The organism is Lactobacillus panisapium (genome assembly GCF_019469265.1).
GTDB classification, from domain to species: Bacteria; Bacillota; Bacilli; order Lactobacillales; family Lactobacillaceae; genus Lactobacillus; species Lactobacillus panisapium.
Genome location: NZ_CP048268.1, coordinates 1,011,168 through 1,035,461, shown reverse-complemented (window position 1 = coordinate 1,035,461; position 24,294 = coordinate 1,011,168). Strand labels below are relative to the sequence as shown.

Here is a 24,294-nt window from a genome sequence, read left to right as displayed (position 1 = left end):
GAATTGTATCAATTATAAATTATTATAACAAAAAAAAGAAAGTGAATATCTTTTTTCATAATGAAATTAAAAGAACTTTGGCAGGAGCCAACTAAAAAAAGCAAAAACTATTACGTATTAGATAACACGCTTAGTGCGGTTACCCACGGAATCGGTTTTTGCTTAGCAATTGTTGGCTTAATTTTATTAATTTTAAAGGCAGTATCAATGCATAGCACCATAAGGCTTTTTACCTTTGCCATTTATGGCAGCTGCTTATTGATTTTATATTTATTTTCGACGTTATTTCATAGCTTAATTTTTACCAAAGCACGAAATGTATTCCAAATTTTTGACCATTCCTCTATCTACCTTTTAATCGGTGGCTCGTATACGCCCTTTGCACTAGTAGCTATCGGGGGCAAATGGGGCTGGCTACTGTTTAGCCTCATTTGGCTAATCGCAATCTTTGGAATCATCTACTATATTTTTAACCGGGGCAAGCATGTCATTTTGGATACGGTTTTATATGTTGGTATGGGGTGGCTGGTTATTTTAGCTGGAAAATACCTATATGTCCGCTTGAGTCCTAACGGCTTTTGGCTCCTCGTTGGCGGCGGAATTGCTTATACCGTTGGGGCACTGCTTTATACCATGAAAAACGTTCCCTTTATTCATGTTGTCTGGCATCTGTTTGTTCTTCTCGGTTCAGCTTTGATGTATTTTGCTGTTTTATTTTATGTTTAAAATTCATTACCTAAAAATGCGGTGATTGCCTCACGTGAATTTTCCAATTCACCGGCAATCACTTTTTTCTTAATGTCTGTAAGTAGTTCACCTAGTTTAGGGCCCGGATTAACGCCGGCAGCGATTAGAAAGCGACCATCAATAACTAGTTCAGAAGAAGACTTAATTGGTAACGCCATATAGCGGTCAACTAAAGCCTCAGAATTAATTGGCTGCCCCAAAATTTGCGCAACATCAATTGTATTCAATAACGTTTCTTTTCCTGCTTCAAAAAGTTCATAATCCGTTGGGGCACGTTCTGAAAGCAGGTCAAACAAATCAACAATTTTTTCTACTTTGCTGGTCATTGCATTGGAATTTTTCCAATCGCGCATAAATTGACCAATTTCATTGTTAGCTATTTTCAGTAAAATGATAATCACGGCCCAAAGACTTGATTCTAAAATAGGATCAAACTTCAAACTGGGGTAAATTGCTAGTAAATCTTTCTTGCCAGCAAAATCGGGAGCTCCTTCGCTTAATTCTGTATCCAAGAAGACCGCAAATGCCTTTCTTGAATTTGGTCCAGTCCCCATTTTGACAAACTCGTCACGGATTCGTTCAACCGAAATTTTAGGTAACAAATAATGGAGTTGTCGAATAGCCTCTTCAGTTTGCTCTTCCAGGTCGAATTGTAATTGACTCATAAAGCGGACTGCCCGCATCATGCGCAATGCGTCCTCGTGAAAGCGTTCTAAAGGATCACCAACGGCTTTAATTAGATGGTGGTGTAAATCATCTAAGCCATTGAATAGATCAACAATTTCGCCTTTAGTATTCATTGCTAACGCATTGATAGTAAAATCACGCCGCTTTAAGTCCTCTTTGAGACTTCTAACAAAGGTAACATGATCAGGGCGGCGAAAATCCTGGTAACCTGATTCGGTTCGAAACGTTGTTATTTCATAACTACTACCATTGTATAAGACAGTTACAGTACCATGCTTAATGCCAGTATCGATTGTTTTAGGAAATAATCGTTTAACTTCTTCAGGATATGCACTGCTGGCAATATCAATATCATGAATATGTCGTTTTAAAAGCAAATCACGAATTGAACCACCAACAAAGTATGCTTCAAAACCCGCTTCTTCAAGCTTTTCAAGTACGGGAATTGCAGCAACAAAAATTTGGGGTAAATCATTTATTTTTTTCATCAGATAATCAACTCATTTGTATAGTGTTTTTCATTAGAAAATGTGGTAAGTTTATAGCGTCAAAGATTGAATAGAAAGATAATAATCATCATGCAAAAAATTACTAGAAGAAACATTCTAGAACTATTTATGATCATGCTAGGTTGCGCCATTTATGGCTTAAGTTTAGACATGATTTCCGCACCTAATCAGTTAACAGATGGCGGTATCAGCGGTATTACTTTGCTTCTTAGACACTTTTGGGGCATCAATATGGGGCTTTCCTCGCTTATTTTAAATATCCCACTAATATTTTTGGGATATCGCTTTATGGGTAAGCGACTCTTGACTTACACAATTTGGGGAACTCTTTGGCTCTCTTTTTTCCTATGGTTTTGGCGCTTGATACCTATTATATATCAATTAAACTTGGAACACGACCTCTTCTTGTCAGCGATTTTAGCGGGAACCCTATCTGGAATAGGTCTAGGATTAGTATTTAGGTATAATGGCACTTCAGGCGGGACTGATATCATTGCCCGAATTTGTCAATTAAAATACGGCATGTCCTCTGGCAAGGTGCTTTTATTCTGCGATGCGCTGGTCTTGTTTGCGTCACTAACTTATTTAGACTTAAAGCACATTATGTATACGCTGGTGGCATCATTTATCCTTTCACGCGTAATGGATGCTGTCCAACAAGGAGCCTACTCCGCTCGTGGTTTACTAATAATATCAGATAAGTACCAGCAAATCGCGCAGATGATTGATTTAAAACTTGATCGCGGTTTTACCTATTTCGAAGCTCGGGGTGGCTATAGTAAAGTTAATCGTCCTGTAATCTATTTAGTCGTTTCGCCACGTGAAATTCCTGCCGTGAAAGAATTAATTAGCGCCGAAGACCCCAAAGCATTTGTGAGCGTAATTGAAGTTCACGAAGCACTGGGAGAAGGCTTTACTTACAAACAAAAGCAACGTCACTTTATTATCCGCAAATAAAAAGATCGCATTCTGATATGTGATATGAACCCCGAAGTTAGGACAACTTCGAGGTTTTTATTATGGCTAAATTATCCAAACAAGATAAAATTGAAATCTTCAATCTTTGGCGGAATTATAACATTAGACCTAGTGAATTGGGTCGACGTTATGGCATTAATCCTGCTAACATTAAGTATTTGCTTGCTCTTATTCAACGTCACGGCCTAGCTATTTTAGACCAGCCCTATACTGAATATTCACTTGAGTTTAAAAAGCAGGCTATTATACGAGTACTAGTCAAGCATGAACCAGCTTATCAGGTGGCAATTGATCTTGGCCTAAAAAGTAACGGTATGTTGGCTAATTGGCTTCGCAGCTATCGTGAAAACGGGTATAATGTCGTTATCAAACAAAAAGGACGATCACCCCATGCCCAAACAAGATCCAGAAATCAAACGTCTGAAGCAAGAAAACGAGCACTTACGCCAGCAGAACTTGAAGCTGACCGTCGAGAACGAATTTATAAAAAAATTGACCGCCTTAGTCGACCAGCGGACCAAGAACCGCAAGCCGCGGAAATAGCCCGGGCAGTTACCCAGCTGAGGCGTGAACTCAAGGTCAGCGTAACTTTTATTCTTGCTGTTATTAATGCTAATCCCAATCTCCCGCATCTATCCCGCAGTAATTATTACTACAATTTGCAGAAAAAGGATAAGGATCGTGGCAACCAGCAGGTGATGGCTGAAATCAAAGCCATTTATGAAGAACACCGGCATCGCTATGGCTATCGGCGCATTACTCTGGAACTTAGGCGACGTGGTTGGCTAGTCAATCACAAAAAAGTACAACGCTTGATGAACAAGCTGAAACTCTTTGGTATCGTCAGTAAACGCTGGCATAAGTATAATAGCTATCGCGGCAACCAGGGTCCAATTAAGAACGACTTGATTAAACGTAATTTTAGCGCAGTTTACCCGGAACACAAGTGGTATTCAGACGTGACCGAGTTCAAACTCAACGGTCAGAAGACCTACCTGTCACCCATTGTTGATGGCTGCACGCAAGAGGTGATTGCCTACTCCATTTCCCGCAGTCCTAACCTTAAACAGATTATGGACATGCTAAAACAGGCTTGGCGCAAGCATCCAGCATTAAATGGTCTGATTTTTCATACAGATCAAGGCTGGCAGTACCAGCATCCTAAATTCCAAGCCTGGCTAAAAGACCATGGAATCGAACAGTCTATGTCGCGTAAGGGCAATTCCTTAGATGACGGATTAATGGAAGGGTTCTTTGGCATACTCAAACGGGAAATGTTCTATGGCTTCGAAACCCAGTTTAAGAATTTAAACGAACTGGAAGAAGCAATCCAAAAATATATCAGTTACTATAACCAGCAAAGAATCAAAGTAAAACTAAAAGGACTAAGTCCGCTTGAATATCGGGCATTAGTCCTTAGTTAAAATTTATTAAACTGTCCTAATTTTGGGGTTCATATCAATGCGATCTTTTTTAGTTCTGCTAATCAAGTAAATTATTAGCTAAATCCTGCATTTCTGTATCCTCTGGTTCAAGTTTCAAATAACGATTTAATAATTCTTGAACAATGGTAGTTGAATTAGGTTCAGCATTAAAAAAGAGAATCATTTGTCGTAAAAAAGCGGTATTATCCTGAAATTCGGGATAAACAAGTAAAAACTCACTTTTAGCCTTTTCAGTCTGCTCAAGAGCCTCGTAAGAAAGAGCCATGTTCCAATGTGCTTGTGGCTCTAATTCATTATCAGGTATTTTACTAAATAATTCTAAGTTTTCTTGGTGCTTATTTTCCTTTAAATATAAATCTGATAGTTGTAAACGTAAATCAACGTTTTCAGGTAAAAATTTCAAGCCCTTTTTGAGCAATTCCTCAGCGGTGTCAAATTCATTAAGCTTAACAGCAGCTTTTGCCCCAATTGCGTATAAAGATGCATCAAGCTCGTTATATGCGATTCCTGCTTGTGCTGACCGTAAAACTTGGTCATTATCATTTTTGTGTTCATAAGCAGACGCCAACAGCCGATATGCATTCACGTAATCAGGACTTTGGTCAATCACTTCATCTAGGTATTTGATTGCCTGATCGTCTTTATTGACCGCTAACATAACTAAGGCTGCTTGGTACTTACTGTCAATGTCTAACAGTTCACTCGCGTGTTTTTCAATTACTTCACTTGCTTCTTCATAGCGGCCCAACTTAGCTAGAGTCTGAAACAGACGGTCATTTAGGTTAATCTCACTAAAGTTTTTGTGTCTTTTTAATAAATCCTGATACAAATCTAAGGCTTGCTCATAACGGCCACTAAGATAGTCTAGTTCAGCTAATCCAAACTTTACGACATCTTCTTCAGGTGCCACTTTAGCGGCCTTTAGGAGCTTGCTATACGCCGTCTCAAGCAAGCCATTAGTTTGATAGTAATCCGCTTGAACTAATAGGCTATCCAAATAAGCGGATGAGTCTTCTGGAATTGCATAAAGAAGTGACAGTCCATCATCGTCTTTACCATCGTTCAACAGAATTTCAGCGAGGTAAATTTTGAAAAGGTCTTCTTTTGGAAAACGCGCAATTAAACTACGGTAAACTTCTTTGGCTATGTCAGTAAAACCTAAGCCAGTTAAATTTTCGGCTAAGGAAGCCAAAATTTCTGGTTCATCTTCATCTAGAGCCTTTTTTAATAAAATTTTTTCTTTGGAAAAATCTTGTTTTTGAATTGAATCTAGCAATTCTTCTGAATAGCTCATAATTTTCCTTCCTGTCTCAGATTCATCGTGTTCATTTTAGATAAAAGTACAAACAAAAAGATGATGGCATTATGGCCACCATCTTTTTGGATAAAACTAATCAGCTTATTTAACAGCTTCTTTAAGAGCTTTACCAGGTCTAAATGCAGGAACAACACTAGCTGGAATTTCAATTTCATCACCAGTTTGTGGGTTACGTCCTTTTCTAGCTGCACGCTTACGCACTTCAAAAGTACCAAAGCCAATCAATTGAACTTTTTTACCTTTTGAAAGATCCTCTTGGATCGAACTGAAAATTGCATCAACAGCTGTAGCTGCATCCTTTTTAGTTAACTTAGTTTTTGAAGCAACTTCAGTAACTAATTCTGCTTTATTTGCCATAGAAAATTCACCTCCCAAAAATGAATCTCATAACAGAGATTCTTTACTTATTCCTCATCAGAGAAACAAGGAACAATGATCATGACTAATCATTCTTTCCTTGTTTCAAAATAGCACAAAAGCCATAGTACAACAAGCAATTTAGCCGAAAATTGTCATTTTTATCTATTTGCTAGATACAAACTATTTTCTTTTACGTGCAATAACCTTAATTGGTGTGCCAGTAAAATCAAAGTTATCACGTAATTGATTTATTAAAAATCGCTCATAGGAAAAATGCATTAATTCTGGATCATTTACAAACACCACAAAAGTGGGCGGATTTGTAGACACCTGAGTCATATAATAAACTCTAAGGCGTTTTCCTCGTACCATTGGTGTTGGTACCAACTTGCTGGCTTCGAGCAGGAGATCATTTAAAACACTGGATTTAATTCTTTGAGTCTGGTTTTGGTGAACTTGCTTAACCATCTTCGGAATTTGCTCCAAGTTTTGGCCCGTTTTTGCTGAAACGAATAAAATAGGCGCATAGTCTAGATACTGGAATTCTTCACGAATAACTCGTTCAAAATCTTTACCACTATTGCTATTCTTCTTCGGTAAATCCCATTTGTTGACGACAATAATAATGCCGCGTCCAGCCTCATGTGCGTACCCAGCAACATGTTTATCTTGTTCCCTAATACCGGTACTAGCATCAAGAACCAAGCAGACGATATTGGAATGCTCGATCGCACTCATTGCACGCATTACCGAATACTTTTCAGTCTTTTCATAGACTTTGCCTCGTCGTCTGATTCCAGCTGTATCAACAATTCGGTATTTTGTACCATCTTCGCTAATAAAAGGGGTATCTACAGCATCACGAGTTGTTCCCTCTTCATTATTGACAATTACCCGCTTTTGTCCGAGTAAACTATTGACAATCGATGATTTACCAACGTTTGGTCGCCCGATTACACTGAACGAAATCTGGTCATCATCATCTTTAGCTAGATCTTTTGGTAGTTCACTAACAATTCGGTCAAGCAAATCACCAATTCCCGTTCCGTGAACACTAGAAATGGGAATTGGATCCCCGAAACCTAAACTGTAAAAATCATAAATATCCATTCTTTGTTCAGGATTATCTGCTTTATTAACCGCTAATATAACCGGCTTTTTTGTTTGATAAAGCATTTGCGAAATACGCTCATCTAAATCGGTTAAGTGATTAGTAACACTAGTTAAAATTACAATCACATCTGCCTCTTCAATAGCTATTTCGGCTTGGGCACGAATCTCATCTTCGATTCGGCCATTTTCCCAAGTAATACCGCCAGTATCAATTAAGTCAAATTTATGTCCCATCCATTCAGCTTGGGCATAATTACGGTCACGGGTAACGCCGGGCTTATCTTCTACAATTGCCAAACGTTCATTAATAATCCGGTTGAAAAGAGTAGATTTACCAACATTTGGTTGTCCTACAATTGCAACTACAGGTAAAACCATATTTTCAGCCTCCTTTTAATAATAAAAAAAGCCGACTTAAAAAGTCGGCTCATTAAATTTACAACTAACGACGATCTTTCAATTGGTCACCAATAATGTCACCTAAAGCAAAGCCACTGTCATCGTTGTTCATGTATTTCTTGTTAACAGAGTTTCTGTTGTATGAACTGTGCGAATGAGATCCTTCATTTTCAGAACCTTTAGAATCAGCAGCCTTCATTGAAAGTGAAATTCTACGTTCATTAGGGTCAATGTTCAAAACTTTAACCTTAACTGTTTGTCCAACTTCAAGAACATCACTAGGTTTGTCTACGTGTTTATATGATATTTCAGAAACGTGGACCAAGCCTTGAATGCCATCAGCAACTTCTACAAAGGCACCAAAGTTAGTTAAAGACTTAACTTCACCTTCAAAAATGTCGCCTTCGTGTAATTCAGCTGTAGCTTGTTCAAATGGGGAAGGTTCAGTTTGCTTGATTGAAAGGGAGATGCGGTGTCTGTCATCATCAATACCAATAACTTTAACTTTAACATCTTGACCAGCCTTTAATACATCACTAGGCTTGTCAACGTGCTTGTAAGAAATTTCAGAGATGTGAACTAAACCGTCTACACCACCAACATCAACAAAAGCACCAAAGTTGGTCAAACGAGAAACTTTGCCTTCTACTACATCACCAACAACTAATTGTGATGCTACTTTATCAAAGGCTTCTTCACGTTCTTCTTCAATTAAATCCTTGTGAGAAAGAATCAGACGGTTCTTGCTTGGATCAATTTCTGTAATCTTAAGCTTCATTGTCTTGCCAATGTATGGTTTAAGATCAGAAACATAGCGGTTAGAAATAAGTGAAGCTGGTAAAAATCCTCTTGTACCAACATCAACTAATAAACCACCACGTACTGATGAAGTAACAGTACCTTCGATTGTTTTACCTGCTTCAAAGTCTTTTTGCAATTCGTCGTAAGCTTCTCTTTCCTTAAGACGAGTTACTGAGAAGAAGAACTCACCGTTCTCCTTGTCTCCACCAGCTTTTCTCAAGACTAAAGCTTTAAACTTGTCTCCTGGCTTAACGGCTTCGCGTAGATCAACGTTGCGATCTGAAGTGAATTCACGACGTGGAATCACACCTTCGACACCAGCATTTTCAACACCAACATCGATTTGACCTTCTTCAACGTCTAATACTTCAACATCTACAATATCGCCGACCTCAACTCCTTGCATTTGCTTTAATGCATCTAAAAATTGATTACTGTTTTCTGACATTATTTACCTCCCAATATCATAATCTAATTTTAAATGAAAGTGAGATATTTTTCTACTGTTTTAGCACCTTTTTTAAATATTTTTTTGACTTTTAGCAATTTCAGCCAAAATTGCGTCAACAACTTGTTCAATACTCATCTTAGTCGTATCAATTTCAACCGCATCTGGCGCCTTTTTTAACGGTGAAATTTTGCGATGAGAATCCTTGTAATCACGTTGCTTAATACTTTCTTCAATCTCTGCCAATGTTTGACTACTTTTTATTCCGCGCTGCTTTAAGTCAAGCATTCTTCTTTGGGCACGAGACTTTGCTGAAGCTACCAAAAAAATTTTCACTTCTGCGTGAGGTAAAACTGTTGTGCCGATATCACGACCATCCATTACGACATTCATCTTACCTGCCATTTGCCGCTGAAGACTGACCATTTTTTCCCTAACACCGGAAAGTGCTGAAACCTGGGAAACATTTGCTGAAACTTCAGGCATCCGAATTGCCTGCGTAACATCATTTTTACCTGTAAAAACTTTTTGTTCACCATCAACTACTTTTAATTCAATTTGATTTTGATCAACTGCGGCTAGGATCGCCTCTTCGTCACCATAATCAAGCTGATTTTCTTGTGCTATTACCGTGCAGGCACGATACATTGCCCCAGTATCAATGTAAGTAAAACCCAATTTTTGCGCAATAATTTTTGCGACTGTACTTTTACCAGCTGAAGCTGGTCCATCAATTGCTATCTGCATGCCATTAAAAAAGGGACTTGAAGTCCCTGCCCTTTCTATTAACTACTTTACTCTCAGCTTCTGACCGGCGTTTACTTGATCTTCTGGATTAAGTTGATTAAGTTGTGCCAAATCATTAACCGTTAGGTTAAATTTATCTGCAATGCTAGTTAAAGAATCGCCGCTTTGAACTGTATATTGTTTAACTTTTGTTTCAACTGGCTTATCCTGTGCCTGAACTTTAGGCTTGGATAATGTTTTTTTCTTTGCCTTGTCTTTAACCTTCGCATTAATTTGAGTCTTGGAAGTCTTCTTTTCTGTTACCCGTTTGCGCTTCTTAGTCGCTTTTTGCAATTCAACTACCCGGTTGCTGGTTTCACTATTTGCAGCCAAATGATGCACAACCGGTACAAGAGCAACAATAATAATAACTATAAGAACCATTAAGATCATCCAGTATTTTGAGCCTGACTTATTAATCATCGTCCTAGAATTATGAGGGCGTTCATAATGCTTAAACGGTCCTTGCGGGTTCTGATTCAATTTGAAAACCTCCTTCACCTAACTTGCTTAATTTTAGCATATTTAATAGGTAAAATGGATAAAAATAATATTGAATCAAGTTGAATTTAGAAACTGTTTTTAGTTAGTATTTTCGTTTGAAGAAGCATGGTCCGCAATTTGTTGGTTAATTTGCTTTACGATATCTTCCAAAGATATTTCCATCATTTTCTTTTCTGCATCTTTTTCAATTTCACCATAAACATTTTGAAGAACTGGTTGAATATTTCTGCCCACAATACAATTTTGATTGGTATCAGGATCGACATGGAAAAGATGGTGATTAACATTAAGAGCTTGATAGATATCGAATAGACTGATTTCGGAAGGCGGCTTAACTAAAGTTGGTTTAACTGAACCTTGATGACTAGAAAGTAAATTAGCTTTGCGTAAGTCACTCATTAAGCTTCTAATTACACTAGGATTAGCTTCTACGCTTGCTGCAATTGCTTTGCTTGAATGGTCAGAATCTGGGCAAAGTAATAAATAAGCTAAAACATGAATAGCATCACTTAATTTATAAGAGTATTTAATTTTGTTCTCCTTTTATAAAACAATTTTCTTGATTGCTGTACTTAAATCAGTCAATGGGTGTCCTAACACTAATGGTAAATCTGAACTGGTTTCGTTTAAGGAACCGCTAGCAATTGGCTCTTGGAAAGAGGCATAAAGAGTTGCCGTTGAGTGATCCAACCCCTTATTTTCCAGGTCAGCAATATAATTTTCACGAGAGACCTGCAAAATTGAACATTTTTTGCCCAATGCTTCGCTTGTAGCTTGTCCTAGCTCTTGGTAAGTAATTGGCTTGCCCGTAAATTCGTAGACTTCACGTGGCTCTGAAGAAGTTAAAACATTAGCAGCTGCCTGTGCATATTCACTTTCTAAAGCCCAGCCGGCACAATTGTCTGCCCAGTAAACAGCTTTTTGTGCTTCTTTAGCACTTGCAAAAAATCCTGCTTCATTTTCTAAATACCAGTTGTTACGCAAAAACGAGTGCGCAATATTGGTTTTAATAATCATGTCTTCAGTTAGCTTGTGATCTTGAGCTAGCGGTGTAGGTGAACTTTGAGCATGAGCAAAACTAGTATAGGCCACAAAGCTAACATGATTTGCCTGAATCGCGTTAACTACATTTTGGTGCTGCACTTTGCGGTCAACTTTTCCGCCAGGTTGAGAAGAAATAAATAAGACCCGATCAATTCCCTGCAATGCTTTGGTAATTGATGTTTGTTTATCATAGTCACCAATTCTTATTTCAAAGTTAGGAAAAAGCTTCTCGGCTTTCTCCCGATTTCTGGCAACGACGACAATATCTTTTGAACTAGTTAATTGACTTAAGTATTTCACAGCCAGTTGGCCAAAATTTCCGGTTGCAGCTGTAACAGCGTATTTCATTTTTATTCTTACCTTTCAGAATTCATAATTTGTTGTTTTATTTTTGACAAGTTTAATTGTACTACATGTAAATAATAAAACAACAAGAAATGCTTGGACTTGTAATTCTTAAGGAAGAAGTGATTAATATTGGGGCGGTTAACTGAATGCAAAATTTATGGTCACTGCAATTCTACTAATTTAACTGGCTATAAGGCCGCAAAATCTTAGTCATGAAAAAAGCATCAAGTTACCTTGTAGCTTAATGCCTAAAAATATGATTTGCGATATTTTACCAAAAGAATGTATCACTTTTTACGATTAATCTTCATCATCAAAGCCGATAATCTTGACTTTGGTGGTATCAAGACCAGAAAGCATGTCAGTATCTGGGATATCATCCCAATTGGTTAGATTAATCTGAGTTAATGACTTTGCGCCGGAAAACATTTCGCTAGCTCCAGCATAGCCTATAGAACTTATGTCCCATGAACTCAAATCTAAGCTTTGTAAACTTTTATCTTTATAAAATAATTTCTCAAAACTATCAACATCACCGGTATCTACTTTATCAAGACCGCTAATATCTTGCAGCTTGTATAATCTACCAAACAAAAGGCTAGAATTTCTTGGTAATTTAATCTGACTATCAATACTGATGTGTTCAATATCAGTAGGCTTAAACATATTTCTTTTAGAGATATGCTTTTTCGCATCGTAAACTGCCCGATAAATTGGGGTCCTCCCTAACGTATTGCTGTTAGCCCCTTCTTTAATATGCAAAGTCTTAGTTGTCACATCATATTTTAGAAGGCAGTCATTGTTTTCAGAAAATCTACTAATATTAATTATTGAACTATAGTGCGGTTTCTTCTTTTTAGCCTGCACGGTCTGGATATAGCCCGCTTGCGTGGGAAAAAGCGTGACCGCGGTCCCGCCAATAATTCCGGCAATTGCGGAACTAACTAACAGCTTTTTGCTCAAATTAATTTTCTTACGTCTATTTGCCATTTTTTCTCCTTCTTAGTAAATAAGTAATTACTTTATCGTTCAATTAACCTAATCAAACGACTTCAAGTGCTTACTAGTACCCATTTTTATTTCCATAAACACCTATGGCTGACTTAAACATTAAAAATCTAGTATTTTTAATAGATAAAGTTAATCATAAATGCATAAATATTATACCACTTAATATGTTTTGATACGCATTAATTAAGTCAATAATACTTAAGCAATGCCGGAATTAGCACCACTTTTACCAAAAATAAAATCAATTTTTACTCGTTTTTTCAACTTTAAAATGATAGGGCAAAAAGTGGTAAATAAAAAACAGTTCTTGAACGAGAACTGTTTTCCTAATCATATTTTAAAATTAATATCCCAAGATTAAGTTAATTCTTTAAATTAAAATGCTTTCTTACGAATGGCTTTAAGCTGCGCAAAACAACTTCAAATAGGAAATAAACCACTACCCCATTAATTGCTCCTTTTAATAAGTTAAATGGGACGATTATGCCAAAAATATACGTAGACATTGACGGAATATGGAGAAGTTGACCAAGATAAACTTTCTCCGTAAAGTTAAGCAGTCCAGTATAGCCGTGAATTGCTGGTAAATTCGTAACCGTAGTCACTGCATATATTGGCGTCAAGATTAAGGCATTTAACAAGGATAAAACAATTGTCATCGCTATTATGCCCAAAATAATTCCGATAATTGGTTTAACATAAAGTTTTTTGGCATTTTTTTCGCCAGCCGAAACATCCTTAGCAATATAATAAAATGGCAGTGCAAAAGACATAGAGGCGGCTAAAGCAGCTAATTGGCCAATGACACTTGGCAATGCAAATCCTTTATAAATCAAGTCAATTAACATTCGAACAGCGGCAATAATAAGACCAGGTACTGGACCGAATAAAAAGGTCCCAATTGTAACAATAACATCAGAAAAGTCGAATTTTAAAAAGCTAGCTACTGGGAGAGGAAAAGCCAATTCCATTAAGATAAATGAAATGGTTCCAATTAGTACATAAGCAATTATATTAGTTAGATTTGTGATATTTCTTCTTTTCACAATACTTACCTCCAAAAAGAATAGGTCTGTTGCTCCTAGCAACAGACCTAATAAAAGTAAGTATTCAAAAATAAGTCTTAACTTTTAGTTGAGCCTGTCTTCTTTCATCTAGACTTTAACTATCGGTACCATAATTGGTTCCACCACAAAAGTGGGTCGTGGACTTTCACCACCGGTCGGGATTTTCACCCTGCCATGAAGACAACAAACTGATATTTAACTACAAGTAAATACTAGTCTACCTGTTTTAATCTGTCAACTTCACTGTGGGTAAGTTCCCTGTATTTGCCAGAAACAAGATTCCCCAAAGTCAAAAAGGAGTATCGTTCACGGGATAATTTCTTTACCTGATGGCCTACGGCTTTAAACATTCTTTTGACTTGATGATAATGTCCTTCATGAATAGTTAACTGCACAATTTGGCTATTCTTCTTTTTATCGCTCCGAATAATTTTTACTTTAGCTGGTGCACTTCGATGACGATCAATTCTGACTCCATGAGATAAACGATGAATTTCCTCTGGTGTCAGTTGACCCTCAATCTTTGCTACATAGACCTTAGCAACCTTATTGCGAGGATGCATCATTAAATTAGCCAGTTCACCATCATTAGTCATTAATAACAAACCTGAAGTATCATAATCAAGCCGGCCAATTGGGTACAGCCGATATGGCAAATCGGAAAAATAATCTACTACGGTCTTTCTTCCCTTGTCATCATTTGCTGTTGAAACGACGCCGCGTGGTTTATAAAAAAGATAAGTATGCAGACTTTCACGCTCAATTGGTTCCCCATCAACCGTAATATTGCTAAAAGTATCTACCTTGGTTCCAAGTTTGGTAATAATCTCGCCGTCAACTGTTACTCTGCCTTCTTCAATCATTTTTTCAGCCTTACGACGAGAGGCAATTCCCGCCTCAGCGATTACCTTTTGTAAACGTTGTAAACTCATTCTTTTTCTCCTTTTTGTGCTTCAGCAATATTTTTATCTGCTTTTCCATTAGCTGAGAATAAGTCGATTTCACCCTCAGAGTTAATACTTTCATCTTCAAAGTCTTCTATCAGAGGTAAGTCAGCTAGACTTTGATAGCCAAAATACTGTAAGAAATAATCACTGGTGACATACAAATTGGGGTGTCCTGGTGCATCCTTTTTACCATCTGCTTTAATAAGTCCACGCCAAATTAAAGTTTGGAGAGCCCCTGACGAATTTACTCCACGAATTTCATCGATTTCAATGCGCGTAATGGGCTGACGATAAGCAATAATTGATAAAATTTCTAGTGCCGATTGACTTAACGACTTTGACAAATCTTTTTGAAAAAAATTAGCCACTACTTCACTAACTTCTGGTCTAGTAGTCAATTTATAGTTATGGTTGATGTGTATCACCTGCAAACCAGAATCTTGATTTTGCTTAAGCTTAGCTGCCAAATTTTTGGCTAATTCGCGCAATGCGGAATGCTCAACTTGCATTAACTCACACAAATTTTCACTTGGAATGCCATTATCGCCTGCTACATATAGCAATGCCTCCAATTGTGCAATTTTACTTACCATCTTTATCAATTCTTTCTAATTCCAGATCACCGAAAATTCGCGACTGCTTGACCTTAATCTCTTGTTTTTTACATAATTCTAATAATGCTAAAAACAAGCCAATTACATCTGATAAGCTAGTCATCTTGTCGCTACAGGAGAAAAAGCTAATTTTTTTCTGCTTAGCCATTTTGGTGCGTAAGAAGTCAATCATATCATTAATTGGCGTTTCTTTCACATTAACGGAAACAATATCGGGCTGGCGGAGTTTTAATCTTTGAAGTACAACGATGAAAGTATTAGCTAATTCTGAAGAGGTGATTTGGCCCAAAGGTAACGGTTGCACCTTTTTGGTAGCTGGTACACTTTCTTCTTTAGCTGCTGTAATAGGTACTTCATTATTTCGCTGCTTAAAATAAGCCGATACTTTTTTAAAAACGGAATACTGAACTAACTGTTGTACCAACTCATCTCTAGGATCTTCTTCGGGTTCATCATTTTCGGTAAAATCATTTTGAGGCAAAAGTGATTGGGACTTGATCCTCAACAGCATTGACGACATGACAAAATACTCGCCAGCAATTTGCAAGTTTAGTTTCTGCATCTCATGCAAATAAGACAAATATTGGCTGGTGATCTGAGCAATTGGAATATCATAGATATCAATTTTTTGTGATTTGATTAAGTGAAGAAGTAAATCAAGCGGCCCCTCAAAATTGGGCAATTCTAAAGTTAAGTTACTGGTCATAGTTCTATTTCTGTTTTAAATATTTCATCAAATAAACGTATTCTGGGACAGTGGTTATTTTTTTCTGGGGATTGCCAGCCGCTAATTCACAAATTGCCTGCTCTTCATATTTTTTCTTACGGTAATCTGGAGCAAGGGAAATGTAGCGTATGACAATAAATTGTTCATCCCACTGAGTGCCAATTACGCCAACAAAGTTGGGATTATGGTCGCGATACAAAAATAACCGAAATTCCTTACTGTTTTTATTAAGCCGGATTTCATCTTTTAGATTAGCTAAATTTTTAAAGTCTGGGAGGTAGGACAATAAGCCCATCGCTACTTTTTCTTTATCATTTTTGCATTCAATTAACATATGTTCACCTAAAATCGCGGATGTGTTTTTGCATAAACTTCTAAAATATGCTTTTGGGATAGATTGGTATAAATCTGCGTTGTACTAATGTCAGAATGGCCCAAAATTTCCTGCACTACGCGTAAATCTGCACCATTTTCTAGTAAATGGGTCGCAAAAGTATGACGCAAGGTATGCGGTGTAACATTTTTGGTTATCCCCGCCATCTGGCAATAACGTTTAATAATTTGCCAAACTGCCTGTCTAGTTAAAGCACCGCCACGATTATTGAGAAAAATAAAGTCAGTATTCTTACCTACTTTTAGTAATAAAGGATCACGGACTTTTTCCTGATAGCTGTTAATCCAAGAAATTGCCACGTCACTAATCGGAATCAAGCGCTCCTTCGAACCTTTACCGAATACTTTCAATAATTTTAATTCTTCATGCAAATCATTAAATTTAAGGTTAATTAACTCACTCACACGAATTCCCGTTGCATATAGAGTTTCGAGCAAAGCTCGATCACGTAAACCAAGTTTTTTCTTTACATCAGGCTGCTGCAATAAATTATTAACTTCAGCGACACTTAACGCTACCGGCAATCTATGCTCTTTTTTTGGTGAGTCAACTTCAAGCATTGGATTAAGTTTTTGGATATTCTGACGAACAAGCCATTGATAAAATTTCCGCAAACTCGAAATCATGCGGCTAATTGAACTAGTTGCCTTATTTAAGTCCTTTTGACCAGCTAAAAAGGCATCGATGTCAACTGCTTTTGTTGGCCAAGACGTAAAACCCTCGTTTTTTAAAAAAGTCAAAAAATCCATTAAGTCTTGCCGATATGCAGTGATGGTATTGTCACTGAGTCCGCGCTCAATTTGGCTGTATCTTAAATAATCTTCAACATCTTCTCGCAGTTTATGCATCTTGCTCGTCTTCTGGATCATTAATCAAACTAATTGTACCGGCAGTTTTATCTTCCGAAATATAACGTGCTTTAAGCAAATGGCCCAGAGCCCGTTTAAAGGCCGCTTTTGAAATGCCAAAATAATTCTTAATTTCTTGCGCATCAGATTTGTCGTAAAACGGTAATGTTTTAGTATTCTTTCGCCGCAAACTCATTAAAATCATTTGGGCATCATCATCTATTTCTTCAAAAGCACGTGGCAAGCTACTCAAATTCAACCTGCCATATTGACTAATGCCGATTACACGACCTTTAAACTGCTCACCTAAACGTAGCGGACGACTCATTTGGGAGGCATGAACAAAAGCTAAATAATAATCAGTAGTAATCACAAAAGCGCCAATTTCTCGACTAGAATAGACTGTTCCAAAAACATCCTTATTTTTCATATCGTTAGGAAAGTGGGCTGCCAATTGCTCAAAAATATTTTCATCAGCCAACTTGGCCCAAATTCGCTCTTTATCATCTGTTTCAAGGTGAACTAACAATTGATCATCTTTACGGGGCCACCTCTCTTTGGCAAAGGGCAAATCATCAACTGATAAAACGACATCCTTATCCGGTAAGCCAATATCAACAAAAACGCCTAAATCGAATTTTACATCGGTTACTTTACCCCAACCGTACTGGTCTTGTTGCGCAAAAGGTAGAAATTGTGTCATCTCCCGGTTATGCTGCTTGTCGTCATATAAAAAGCCCTTTATCTCATCGCCAAGCTTAGGCTGCTGTTCCTGAGTAATCTCCTTGCGCTTTAATTCGTAAGTCAGTCCCTCAATTTGAACATAATAAGCTTCATCATTTTGGTCAATAATTTTTCCTTTTGCAATCGTGCCGAGCATAAACTTCTCCCCTAATTTTACATATTTCATCTTTACCAAGTATACCATTTTACCGAAAGAATTTGACAATCGCTAATCTTATTTAATTAGCGAGCAGTAGCCCCCTGTAAAATGAGTATTAGATTCTTGAAAAAACAAAAAAGCTAGCATCCCTGCTAACTTTTTCATTAATATTGGTTCACAAAATTAAAGGTTTGAAACTTCGCCTTGGTAAATTGCACCACGACGTGCATCAACTGTAATAGTTGTGTCACCAGCAATCTTCTCAGTTGCATCGGTTACACCAACAACAACTGGAATACCAAGTGAAAGTCCAACAACAGCAGCATGTGAAGTTAAACCAGAAGCTTCTACAACCAAGCCAGAAGCCTTCTTAATAGCAGGCATGTAGTCAGGGTCTGTAGTCTTAGCAACTAAGATGTCGCCTTCCTTAGTCTTGCTAATAGCTTCTTCAGCACTGTTAACAACAACAGTCTTGCCAACAACTGAACCATTACCAACGCCTAAGCCTTGAGCTAACTTGCTACCAATGATTTGTAATTTCATCAAGTTAGTTGTACCAGAATCACCAACAGGAACACCGGCAACGATAATTACTAAATCACCATCTTTAACATAACCTTGTTCCTTAGCAACTTTAGCAGCTACTTCAAACATATCGTCAGTTGATTCAGGCTTTTCAGTGAGCATTGGTTGAACGCCCCAGCAAATGCCGAGTGAGTGTTGGATCTTTTCGTCAAAGGTCAAAGCCAAGATGTTGGCATTTGGACGGTACTTAGAAATCATTCTTGCAGTGTAACCAGAATTAGTTGCAGTAATAATAGTCTTGACACCTAATTCTTGAGCAGTCCGAACAACAGATTCACCAATTGCTTCGGTTACGTTTGAACCCTTGTATTCTTCAAATCTTTGTAAAGCTAAAGTATTGCGCTTAAGAAGTTCTTGCTCAGTTCTTTCGTCAATTTCAGCCATTGCACTAACAGCCTTAACTGGGTACAAACCATTTGCTGATTCACCTGAAAGCATTGTTGCATCGGTTCCATCAAGAACAGCATTAGCAACGTCAGAAACTTCAGCACGAGTAGGACGTGGGTTTTCTTGCATTGAATCAAGCATTTGTGTAGCAGTAATAACTGGCTTGCCAAGGGCATTAGCTCTCTTGATTAAATCTTTTTGAACAAATGGTACATCGATGAATGGAATTTCAACACCCATGTCTCCACGAGCAACCATCAAACCATCTGAAACTTGTAAGATTTCATCGGCATTGTCAATACCTTCTTGTGATTCAATCTTAGGATAAATCTTAACGTAATCACAACCAGCTTCTTCACAAAGCTTACGGATATCAAGAATATCTTGGGCTTTACGAGCAAATGAAGCGAAAATAAAGTTAATTCCGTGCTCTAAACCAAATTTAATGTCATCAGTATCTTTTTCAGTGATTCCTGGAAGGCGAATTTCAACGCCAGGTGCATTAACACCCTTCTTAGAACCGATTACACCGGTATTTTGTGCTTCACAGACTAATTCTCTGTTAGCATCATCTTTTTCTTTAATTAATAAATCAACTAAACCATCATCAATTAAAACATGACCACCAACATGAGTATCATCATAAAGTCCGTCGTAAGTAACATGAATCATGTCCTTGTTACCTGGCTTAGTTGCATCCATTGAAACGCGGATCTTATCACCAGTGTTGAGAGTGAACTTGCCACCTTCTTGATCAGTGGTTCTAATTTCAGCACCTTTAGTATCTAAAGCAATACCAAGAACTAAACCAGTTTCTTTTTCGACTTGGCGAACCATCTTCATCCGTGAAAGGTGTTCAGCATGGTCACCGTGTGAAAAGTTGAAACGAAATACATTTACTCCAGATTTTGCTAGAGCAGTAATAGTTTCAATATCATTCGATGCTGGCCCTAAGGTACTAACAATTTTAGTTTTCTTCATTATGTAAAAATCTCCCCAAAATCGACTAAATTATTTAGTCATTTCATCATTTATATCTAATAACGTCTCATCACTGCGGTGGGTATCATCAAACAAATCGAGAATATCATGTGTTTCTAATTGGCCATTCTCCATGCCGACAGCTAAACCGCCTTTACCATCGAGAAGTAACTTAACAGCATAATTACCCATTTTTGTCGCATTGATTCTATCCAAAACAGTTGGTGAACCACCACGTTGCATGTGACCTAAGATATTAGCTCTGGCGTCAAAATCGCCGTATTTTAGAAGTTCAGTTCTAAATTCATCGGCATCCATTACGCCTTCAGCCAATACGATAATACCATGATCCTTGCCTTCTGCAAAGCCACGTGTTAGTGTCTGAGCAATTTCCTTAATATCATAAGGACGTTCAGGAACAACAATCGCGTCTGCACCACTGGCTAGACCTACGCGCATTGCAATATCACCACAGCCACGTCCCATTACGTTAACAATGAAAACGCGGTGATGGCTGCTAGCAGTATCACGAATCTTATCGATTGCTTCTAAAGCTGTATTGCAGGCTGTATCAAGGCCAATGGTGTAATCAGTGCAAGGAATATCGTTATCAATGGTTCCTGGCAGACCAATCGAGTTAATGCCAAGACGGGTTAATGCCAAAGCACCGTGATAAGAACCGTCACCACCAATAACGATAACAGTATCAATGTCATGTTTCTTTAACTGTTCGACGCCCTTTTTTTGCACTTCTTCTTGTGCAAATTCTGGGAAACGTGCACTGTAAAGAAAAGTGCCGCCTAAACTTATCATGTGGTCAACTTTTTCAGCAGTTAGCGTAACAAAGTCACCCGCAACTAACCCGGCAAAGCCATAACGAATACCAACGACACCAAGCCCGTTATGAATAGCAGTCTTGGTAACAGCTCTAACGGCTGCATTCATACCAGGAGCATCGCCGCCGCTCGTTAAAATACCAATTCGTTTCATGAATTCACCTCATTAAGATTTATTGTGTAATTTCTCACATCCACTAAATTTTAACATTCTTTGCCAAAAAAATCTCACAAAAAATGAGATATTTTCTTGATTTACCAGTCTTTTTGCTTGTTAGCGCTATCAGTCAGAAATTGCTCAAGTATGCGCAAAAAATGCTTATTTGTAATTAACCACCCGTAAATTAGTCAAAACATACTGCTTTTTACTTGAATCAAAACGGTCATTTTGAACTCTTATTCCCAATAAATAAATGTTACCTTCTTTTAAAATAGATTGATTTTTTTCGTACATATTAGGAAAAATTACAATATCTTGGCGACTAGTCGAATCAACAAAATTACCAAAAGCCATCGTAGTATTTTTTTTGGTTTTGATCAGTTTTAGGGACATCAGTTTTCCCACGGCAACTCCCGAATCATTAATTTCATATTGCTCTAGTGGCCTAGCCTTAAATTTTTCAGCATACTTTTGAACAGCAACAAGAGGCGAAGTCATCGTGGAAAAGCCTAAAGCTTCTTGCTCCATATCTGCTTTTTCCGCGCTAGTTGGTTCAGGAGCCTGCTTAATTGGTACCCCACCGAGACTTTCAGATAGTGCCTGATTATTACCAGTTAACTGAATATTTTCAATAATTTCTGGACTATTTTCCAATAATTCATTTCGGTTGGCATTCAGGTTATCAAAGCAACCAGCCTTGATCATAGGTTGAATCATTTTAATCTTCAAGTAATTTGAATTGATCCGCCGTAAAAAATCATCAAACGAATCAAAGAGCTTATTGTTACGCTGCTTAATAATTTGAGTCAGAAAGTCATTTCTCAGACCTTTAACTGCCCGCAAACCAACTAAAATTTGGCCATTAACAATTTGATAGCTTAGTGCGCTTTTATTAATATCCGGTGGTAAGATTTTAACCCCAGCGCCTTGTGCCCGCATGATGTAATCACTAACTTTGAAATGATTGCCACTATTAGAATTTAACATGGCACCGTAGAATTCAGCAGGGAAATGCACCTTAAGGTAGGCAAGCCAAAAGGCTATCTTGGTGTACGCGACTGCATGTGATCGGTTAAAGCCATAATTGGCAAATTGCTCAATGTAGCTATAAACCTTTTGTCCCACCTCACGTGAACGACCATTTTTGACCGTGCCATTAATAAATTCGGCCCGCTTTTGCTCAATTACTTTCTGATTCTTTTTTGACATTGCCCGCCGCAAGATATCGGCTTCTCCTAACGAAAAGCCAGCTAAAATCTGGGCCGTCTGCATAACTTGCTCTTGATAAACCAAGATACCATACGTGGGCGCCAGAATCTGCTTCAAACTAGGATCGGGGTAAGTAACTTTTTCCTTTCCCCTTTTTCTGGCAATAAAAGAATGGATATTTTGCATCGGACCTGGACGATAAAGGGCGTTGACGGCTACTAAATCTTCAAAGTTATCGGGGTGCAATTCGCGCAAAACTCCTCTAATCCCACCTGATTCAAATTGGAAAACAAGGTCAGTCTTTCCTTCCTGAAACATTTTCATCGTCGCTGGATCATCTAACGGAATCTGATTGACATCAATTCTTTTTCCTTGACTGTGAATCATGTCAACGGTATCGCCTAAAATGGTTAGATTTCGTAATCCCAAAAAGTCGATTTTTAAAAGTCCAAGCGCTTCAACATATTTTTTGGTTTGCTGGGTAATCGGGATGCCAAGCTGCCCTGCCTGCAAGCCAGAAATAGCTGCGATTGAATTATCACTGAGGACTAAGCCAGCAGCATGAATTGAATAATGCCGCGGTAATCCCTCAAGCTTCTTAGCTGTTTCAAACAATAATTTGTTTTTAGTATTAGCTCCAACCAGTAACCGCATCTTAGACGAATTCTCGTAAGCTTCTGGTAGTGAAATTTTAGTCTTAGAATAAGGCACACTCTGCGACCATTTTGCCATTTCCGGTTCTTTTAAGCCAAAAGCGCGTCCCGTATCACGCAGTACTTGCTTTGCGGCCAATGTTCCAAAAGTCAAGATTTGCGCTGCATGATCCATTCCGTATTTTTCGAACATGTATTTAATTACGTCATCTCTGCGATTATCAGGAATATCTAAATCAATATCCGGCATTTCATGCCGAGCAGGATTTAAAAAACGTTCAAAGAGCAGCTGATATTCGATCGGGTCAACTTCCGTAATTCGCAAAGAATATGAAACTAACGAACCACAAGCAGAACCTCGTCCTGGCCCCGTGACAATTCCGGCTCGATGACAATAATTGATTACATCCCACACAATTAAAAAGTAATCATTAAATCCCATCTGATCGATTACTTGGAGTTCGTAATCAAGCTGCTTTTGGTATTTTTTCGGTGCTTGCCCACCATTAAAGCACTCCTGTAATCCTTTTTGTGCTAAGTAGTAAAGATATTCTTTCGACGTTTTAAACTTAGTTTGCTTGTATTTGGGTAAGACAGGGGTTTGAAAAATAACTTTAGCATTACATTCTTGTGCAAGCTTGTGCGTATTCTTTAAGGCATCATCCAAATCCAATTCATGATATCTGTTGCTAAGTTCTTGGGCAGAAGGCAAATAGTGTGAACCCTTTTGTTTTGCTAGTTCATCAATGTCTTGTAGCACCTCGCCTTTTTTTACTGCTCGTAATGTTTTAGCAAGAAATTGATCGTGAGGTTGCAAATATTGCGTATCTTCAACACTAACAAGTGGTATCTTAAATTGTTTAGACAATGCTCTAACATAATTGATATAAGTCTGCTGCTTTTCTGAGCCATAAACCCCTAAATAAACTGAGTCGCTATCGTCCACTAATGCCAATAATTGACGTAATAAATCATTGCCGAGTTGTTCATCTTGCTTTTGCAACTGTAAAAGCTCGCTATGCGTGTTAGCTGGAACAATAAGGACAATATCATGCAAATCTTTTTGGACTTCTTTTAAAGTTAAAACTGCCTTTTTTGTCCCATTTTCAGTTAACAGATTAATTCTGCTCGAAATTCGTAAAATATTGCGGTAGCCTTCATCCGTCTTAGCTAGAGCAATCAAATCATAGTGGTGTGCGCTATCAATCAATCCGTTTAGCCTAAGCTGCATCCCTAGCAGTGGCTTAATACCAAGTTCTTGCGCAATTTCATAAAAGTTGACCAGACCATAAGTAACGTTAATATCGGTTAACGCAACTGCTTCATAGTCAGCCTTTTTGGCCGCACTCAATAAGTCCCTAATTTTAATTGGGCTTTCTAACAATGTAAATGAACTAATATTTTGCAGTGCCGCAACTTTCATCTGGACTCCTCCTTTATTTTAAATTTAGTATACCAAAAACCTCTCTTTTAGTTTGAAAACCTGCACAAACTTTGCTAAAATT

General features: G+C 37.9%; 23 protein-coding genes and 1 riboswitch. Of the genes, 3 read left to right on the top strand and 20 right to left on the bottom strand.

All coding sequences use genetic code 11. The features are described from left to right. Positions 1 to 60 precede the first annotated feature (60 nt). Positions 61 to 726, top strand: coding sequence for a PAQR family membrane homeostasis protein TrhA (trhA, locus tag GYM71_RS04895; protein WP_220221119.1), 666 nt, complete (start codon positions 61 to 63; stop codon positions 724 to 726). On the opposite strand, the gene GYM71_RS04890 is transcribed toward trhA, so the two are convergent. Continuing rightward, positions 723 to 1,922 carry a CCA tRNA nucleotidyltransferase gene (locus GYM71_RS04890; protein WP_103751592.1) on the bottom strand — a complete coding sequence of 400 codons (1,200 nt, stop codon included), beginning with the start codon at positions 1,920 to 1,922 and terminating at the stop codon, positions 723 to 725. The two genes, trhA and GYM71_RS04890, sit on opposite strands and share 4 nt — an antisense overlap. Positions 1,923 to 2,012: 90 nt before the next feature. Between GYM71_RS04890 and GYM71_RS04885 the strand changes: the two genes are divergently transcribed. Continuing rightward, positions 2,013 to 2,900 (top strand): YitT family protein, encoded by an 888-nt coding sequence (locus GYM71_RS04885; RefSeq protein ID WP_220221118.1) that lies wholly within the window; start codon positions 2,013 to 2,015, stop codon positions 2,898 to 2,900. A 62-nt stretch (positions 2,901 to 2,962) separates the two neighbouring features. Next, positions 2,963 to 4,345: an IS3 family transposase gene (locus GYM71_RS04880; RefSeq protein ID WP_336511429.1), complete on the top strand. Its 1,383-nt coding sequence runs from the start codon at positions 2,963 to 2,965 to the stop codon at positions 4,343 to 4,345. A 58-nt stretch (positions 4,346 to 4,403) separates the two neighbouring features. Here GYM71_RS04880 and GYM71_RS04875 read toward each other — a convergent pair whose 3' ends face one another. The 19 genes from GYM71_RS04875 to GYM71_RS04785 form a co-directional block, all read right to left on the bottom strand. Then, positions 4,404 to 5,660, bottom strand: a complete 1,257-nt coding sequence (locus GYM71_RS04875; RefSeq protein ID WP_103751590.1) for a tetratricopeptide repeat protein — start codon at positions 5,658 to 5,660, stop codon at positions 4,404 to 4,406. 105 nt (positions 5,661 to 5,765) lie between these two features. After that, entirely contained in the window at positions 5,766 to 6,041 is a 276-nt protein-coding gene (locus tag GYM71_RS04870) for an HU family DNA-binding protein (protein WP_103751589.1), read from the bottom strand. 183 nt (positions 6,042 to 6,224) lie between these two features. Next, positions 6,225 to 7,535 (bottom strand): ribosome biogenesis GTPase Der, encoded by a 1,311-nt coding sequence (gene der / locus GYM71_RS04865; protein ID WP_220221117.1) that lies wholly within the window; start codon positions 7,533 to 7,535, stop codon positions 6,225 to 6,227. Between the two features lie 64 nt (positions 7,536 to 7,599). Further along, positions 7,600 to 8,805 carry a 30S ribosomal protein S1 gene (rpsA, locus tag GYM71_RS04860; RefSeq protein WP_103751587.1) on the bottom strand — a complete coding sequence of 402 codons (1,206 nt, stop codon included), beginning with the start codon at positions 8,803 to 8,805 and terminating at the stop codon, positions 7,600 to 7,602. A 72-nt stretch (positions 8,806 to 8,877) separates the two neighbouring features. Beyond that, the gene (gene cmk / locus GYM71_RS04855; protein WP_220221116.1) at positions 8,878 to 9,552 is read right to left on the bottom strand and encodes a (d)CMP kinase; all 675 of its coding nucleotides are present in this window, start codon (positions 9,550 to 9,552) and stop codon (positions 8,878 to 8,880) included. A 42-nt stretch (positions 9,553 to 9,594) separates the two neighbouring features. Further along, on the bottom strand, positions 9,595 to 10,074 hold the full coding sequence (locus GYM71_RS04850) for a LysM peptidoglycan-binding domain-containing protein (RefSeq protein WP_220221115.1): 480 nt from the start codon (positions 10,072 to 10,074) through the stop codon (positions 9,595 to 9,597). A gap of 99 nt (positions 10,075 to 10,173) precedes the next feature. Beyond that, positions 10,174 to 10,626 carry an Rrf2 family transcriptional regulator gene (locus tag GYM71_RS04845; protein WP_220221180.1) on the bottom strand — a complete coding sequence of 151 codons (453 nt, stop codon included), beginning with the start codon at positions 10,624 to 10,626 and terminating at the stop codon, positions 10,174 to 10,176. A 12-nt stretch (positions 10,627 to 10,638) separates the two neighbouring features. Next, positions 10,639 to 11,487 carry an NAD(P)H-binding protein gene (locus tag GYM71_RS04840; RefSeq protein ID WP_220221114.1) on the bottom strand — a complete coding sequence of 283 codons (849 nt, stop codon included), beginning with the start codon at positions 11,485 to 11,487 and terminating at the stop codon, positions 10,639 to 10,641. Positions 11,488 to 11,787: 300 nt separating this feature from the next. Beyond that, positions 11,788 to 12,477, bottom strand: coding sequence for a BspA family leucine-rich repeat surface protein (locus GYM71_RS04835; protein WP_220221113.1), 690 nt, complete (start codon positions 12,475 to 12,477; stop codon positions 11,788 to 11,790). Positions 12,478 to 12,860: 383 nt separating this feature from the next. Further along, positions 12,861 to 13,544 carry an ECF transporter S component gene (locus tag GYM71_RS04830; RefSeq protein WP_220221112.1) on the bottom strand — a complete coding sequence of 228 codons (684 nt, stop codon included), beginning with the start codon at positions 13,542 to 13,544 and terminating at the stop codon, positions 12,861 to 12,863. Positions 13,545 to 13,636: 92 nt separating this feature from the next. Next, positions 13,637 to 13,751: riboswitch (FMN riboswitch) on the bottom strand. Between the two features lie 26 nt (positions 13,752 to 13,777). Beyond that, a complete protein-coding gene (locus GYM71_RS04825; RefSeq protein WP_103751583.1) occupies positions 13,778 to 14,497 on the bottom strand; it encodes a pseudouridine synthase in 720 nt (239 codons plus the stop codon). Next, the gene (gene scpB, locus GYM71_RS04820) at positions 14,494 to 15,105 is read right to left on the bottom strand and encodes an SMC-Scp complex subunit ScpB (RefSeq protein ID WP_220221111.1); all 612 of its coding nucleotides are present in this window, start codon (positions 15,103 to 15,105) and stop codon (positions 14,494 to 14,496) included. The genes GYM71_RS04825 and scpB overlap by 4 nt, the downstream gene beginning before the upstream one ends. After that, positions 15,095 to 15,832, bottom strand: coding sequence for a segregation and condensation protein A (locus GYM71_RS04815; protein ID WP_220221110.1), 738 nt, complete (start codon positions 15,830 to 15,832; stop codon positions 15,095 to 15,097). The genes scpB and GYM71_RS04815 overlap by 11 nt, the downstream gene beginning before the upstream one ends. Before the next feature lie 4 nt (positions 15,833 to 15,836). Next, positions 15,837 to 16,187 carry a reductase gene (locus GYM71_RS04810; protein ID WP_103751580.1) on the bottom strand — a complete coding sequence of 117 codons (351 nt, stop codon included), beginning with the start codon at positions 16,185 to 16,187 and terminating at the stop codon, positions 15,837 to 15,839. A gap of 8 nt (positions 16,188 to 16,195) precedes the next feature. Continuing rightward, positions 16,196 to 17,095 (bottom strand): site-specific tyrosine recombinase XerD, encoded by a 900-nt coding sequence (gene xerD, locus GYM71_RS04805; protein ID WP_103751579.1) that lies wholly within the window; start codon positions 17,093 to 17,095, stop codon positions 16,196 to 16,198. After that, entirely contained in the window at positions 17,088 to 17,975 is an 888-nt protein-coding gene (locus GYM71_RS04800; RefSeq protein ID WP_103751578.1) for a CvfB family protein, read from the bottom strand. Before GYM71_RS04800 ends, xerD begins: the two co-directional genes overlap by 8 nt. A gap of 186 nt (positions 17,976 to 18,161) precedes the next feature. Next, positions 18,162 to 19,931 (bottom strand): pyruvate kinase, encoded by a 1,770-nt coding sequence (pyk, locus tag GYM71_RS04795; protein ID WP_103751577.1) that lies wholly within the window; start codon positions 19,929 to 19,931, stop codon positions 18,162 to 18,164. 30 nt (positions 19,932 to 19,961) lie between these two features. Then, positions 19,962 to 20,921 carry a 6-phosphofructokinase gene (gene pfkA, locus GYM71_RS04790; protein WP_220221109.1) on the bottom strand — a complete coding sequence of 320 codons (960 nt, stop codon included), beginning with the start codon at positions 20,919 to 20,921 and terminating at the stop codon, positions 19,962 to 19,964. A 165-nt stretch (positions 20,922 to 21,086) separates the two neighbouring features. Next, positions 21,087 to 24,212, bottom strand: a complete 3,126-nt coding sequence (locus GYM71_RS04785) for a DNA polymerase III subunit alpha (RefSeq protein ID WP_220221108.1) — start codon at positions 24,210 to 24,212, stop codon at positions 21,087 to 21,089. Positions 24,213 to 24,294: the final 82 nt, after the last annotated feature.

Coding starts and splice junctions, on each gene's coding strand:
- trhA (WP_220221119.1), top strand. CDS start 61: ATGAAATTAAAAGAACTTTGGCAGGAGCCAACTAAAAAAAGCAAAAAC.
- GYM71_RS04890 (WP_103751592.1), bottom strand. CDS start 1,922: ATGAAAAAAATAAATGATTTACCCCAAATTTTTGTTGCTGCAATTCCC.
- GYM71_RS04885 (WP_220221118.1), top strand. CDS start 2,013: ATGCAAAAAATTACTAGAAGAAACATTCTAGAACTATTTATGATCATG.
- GYM71_RS04880 (WP_336511429.1), top strand. CDS start 2,963: ATGGCTAAATTATCCAAACAAGATAAAATTGAAATCTTCAATCTTTGG.
- GYM71_RS04875 (WP_103751590.1), bottom strand. CDS start 5,660: ATGAGCTATTCAGAAGAATTGCTAGATTCAATTCAAAAACAAGATTTT.
- GYM71_RS04870 (WP_103751589.1), bottom strand. CDS start 6,041: ATGGCAAATAAAGCAGAATTAGTTACTGAAGTTGCTTCAAAAACTAAG.
- der (WP_220221117.1), bottom strand. CDS start 7,535: ATGGTTTTACCTGTAGTTGCAATTGTAGGACAACCAAATGTTGGTAAA.
- rpsA (WP_103751587.1), bottom strand. CDS start 8,805: ATGTCAGAAAACAGTAATCAATTTTTAGATGCATTAAAGCAAATGCAA.
- cmk (WP_220221116.1), bottom strand. CDS start 9,552: ATGCAGATAGCAATTGATGGACCAGCTTCAGCTGGTAAAAGTACAGTC.
- GYM71_RS04840 (WP_220221114.1), bottom strand. CDS start 11,487: ATGAAATACGCTGTTACAGCTGCAACCGGAAATTTTGGCCAACTGGCT.
- GYM71_RS04835 (WP_220221113.1), bottom strand. CDS start 12,477: ATGGCAAATAGACGTAAGAAAATTAATTTGAGCAAAAAGCTGTTAGTT.
- GYM71_RS04825 (WP_103751583.1), bottom strand. CDS start 14,497: ATGAGTTTACAACGTTTACAAAAGGTAATCGCTGAGGCGGGAATTGCC.
- scpB (WP_220221111.1), bottom strand. CDS start 15,105: ATGGTAAGTAAAATTGCACAATTGGAGGCATTGCTATATGTAGCAGGC.
- GYM71_RS04815 (WP_220221110.1), bottom strand. CDS start 15,832: ATGACCAGTAACTTAACTTTAGAATTGCCCAATTTTGAGGGGCCGCTT.
- GYM71_RS04810 (WP_103751580.1), bottom strand. CDS start 16,187: ATGTTAATTGAATGCAAAAATGATAAAGAAAAAGTAGCGATGGGCTTA.
- xerD (WP_103751579.1), bottom strand. CDS start 17,095: ATGCATAAACTGCGAGAAGATGTTGAAGATTATTTAAGATACAGCCAA.
- GYM71_RS04800 (WP_103751578.1), bottom strand. CDS start 17,975: ATGCTCGGCACGATTGCAAAAGGAAAAATTATTGACCAAAATGATGAA.
- pyk (WP_103751577.1), bottom strand. CDS start 19,931: ATGAAGAAAACTAAAATTGTTAGTACCTTAGGGCCAGCATCGAATGAT.
- pfkA (WP_220221109.1), bottom strand. CDS start 20,921: ATGAAACGAATTGGTATTTTAACGAGCGGCGGCGATGCTCCTGGTATG.
- GYM71_RS04785 (WP_220221108.1), bottom strand. CDS start 24,212: ATGAAAGTTGCGGCACTGCAAAATATTAGTTCATTTACATTGTTAGAA.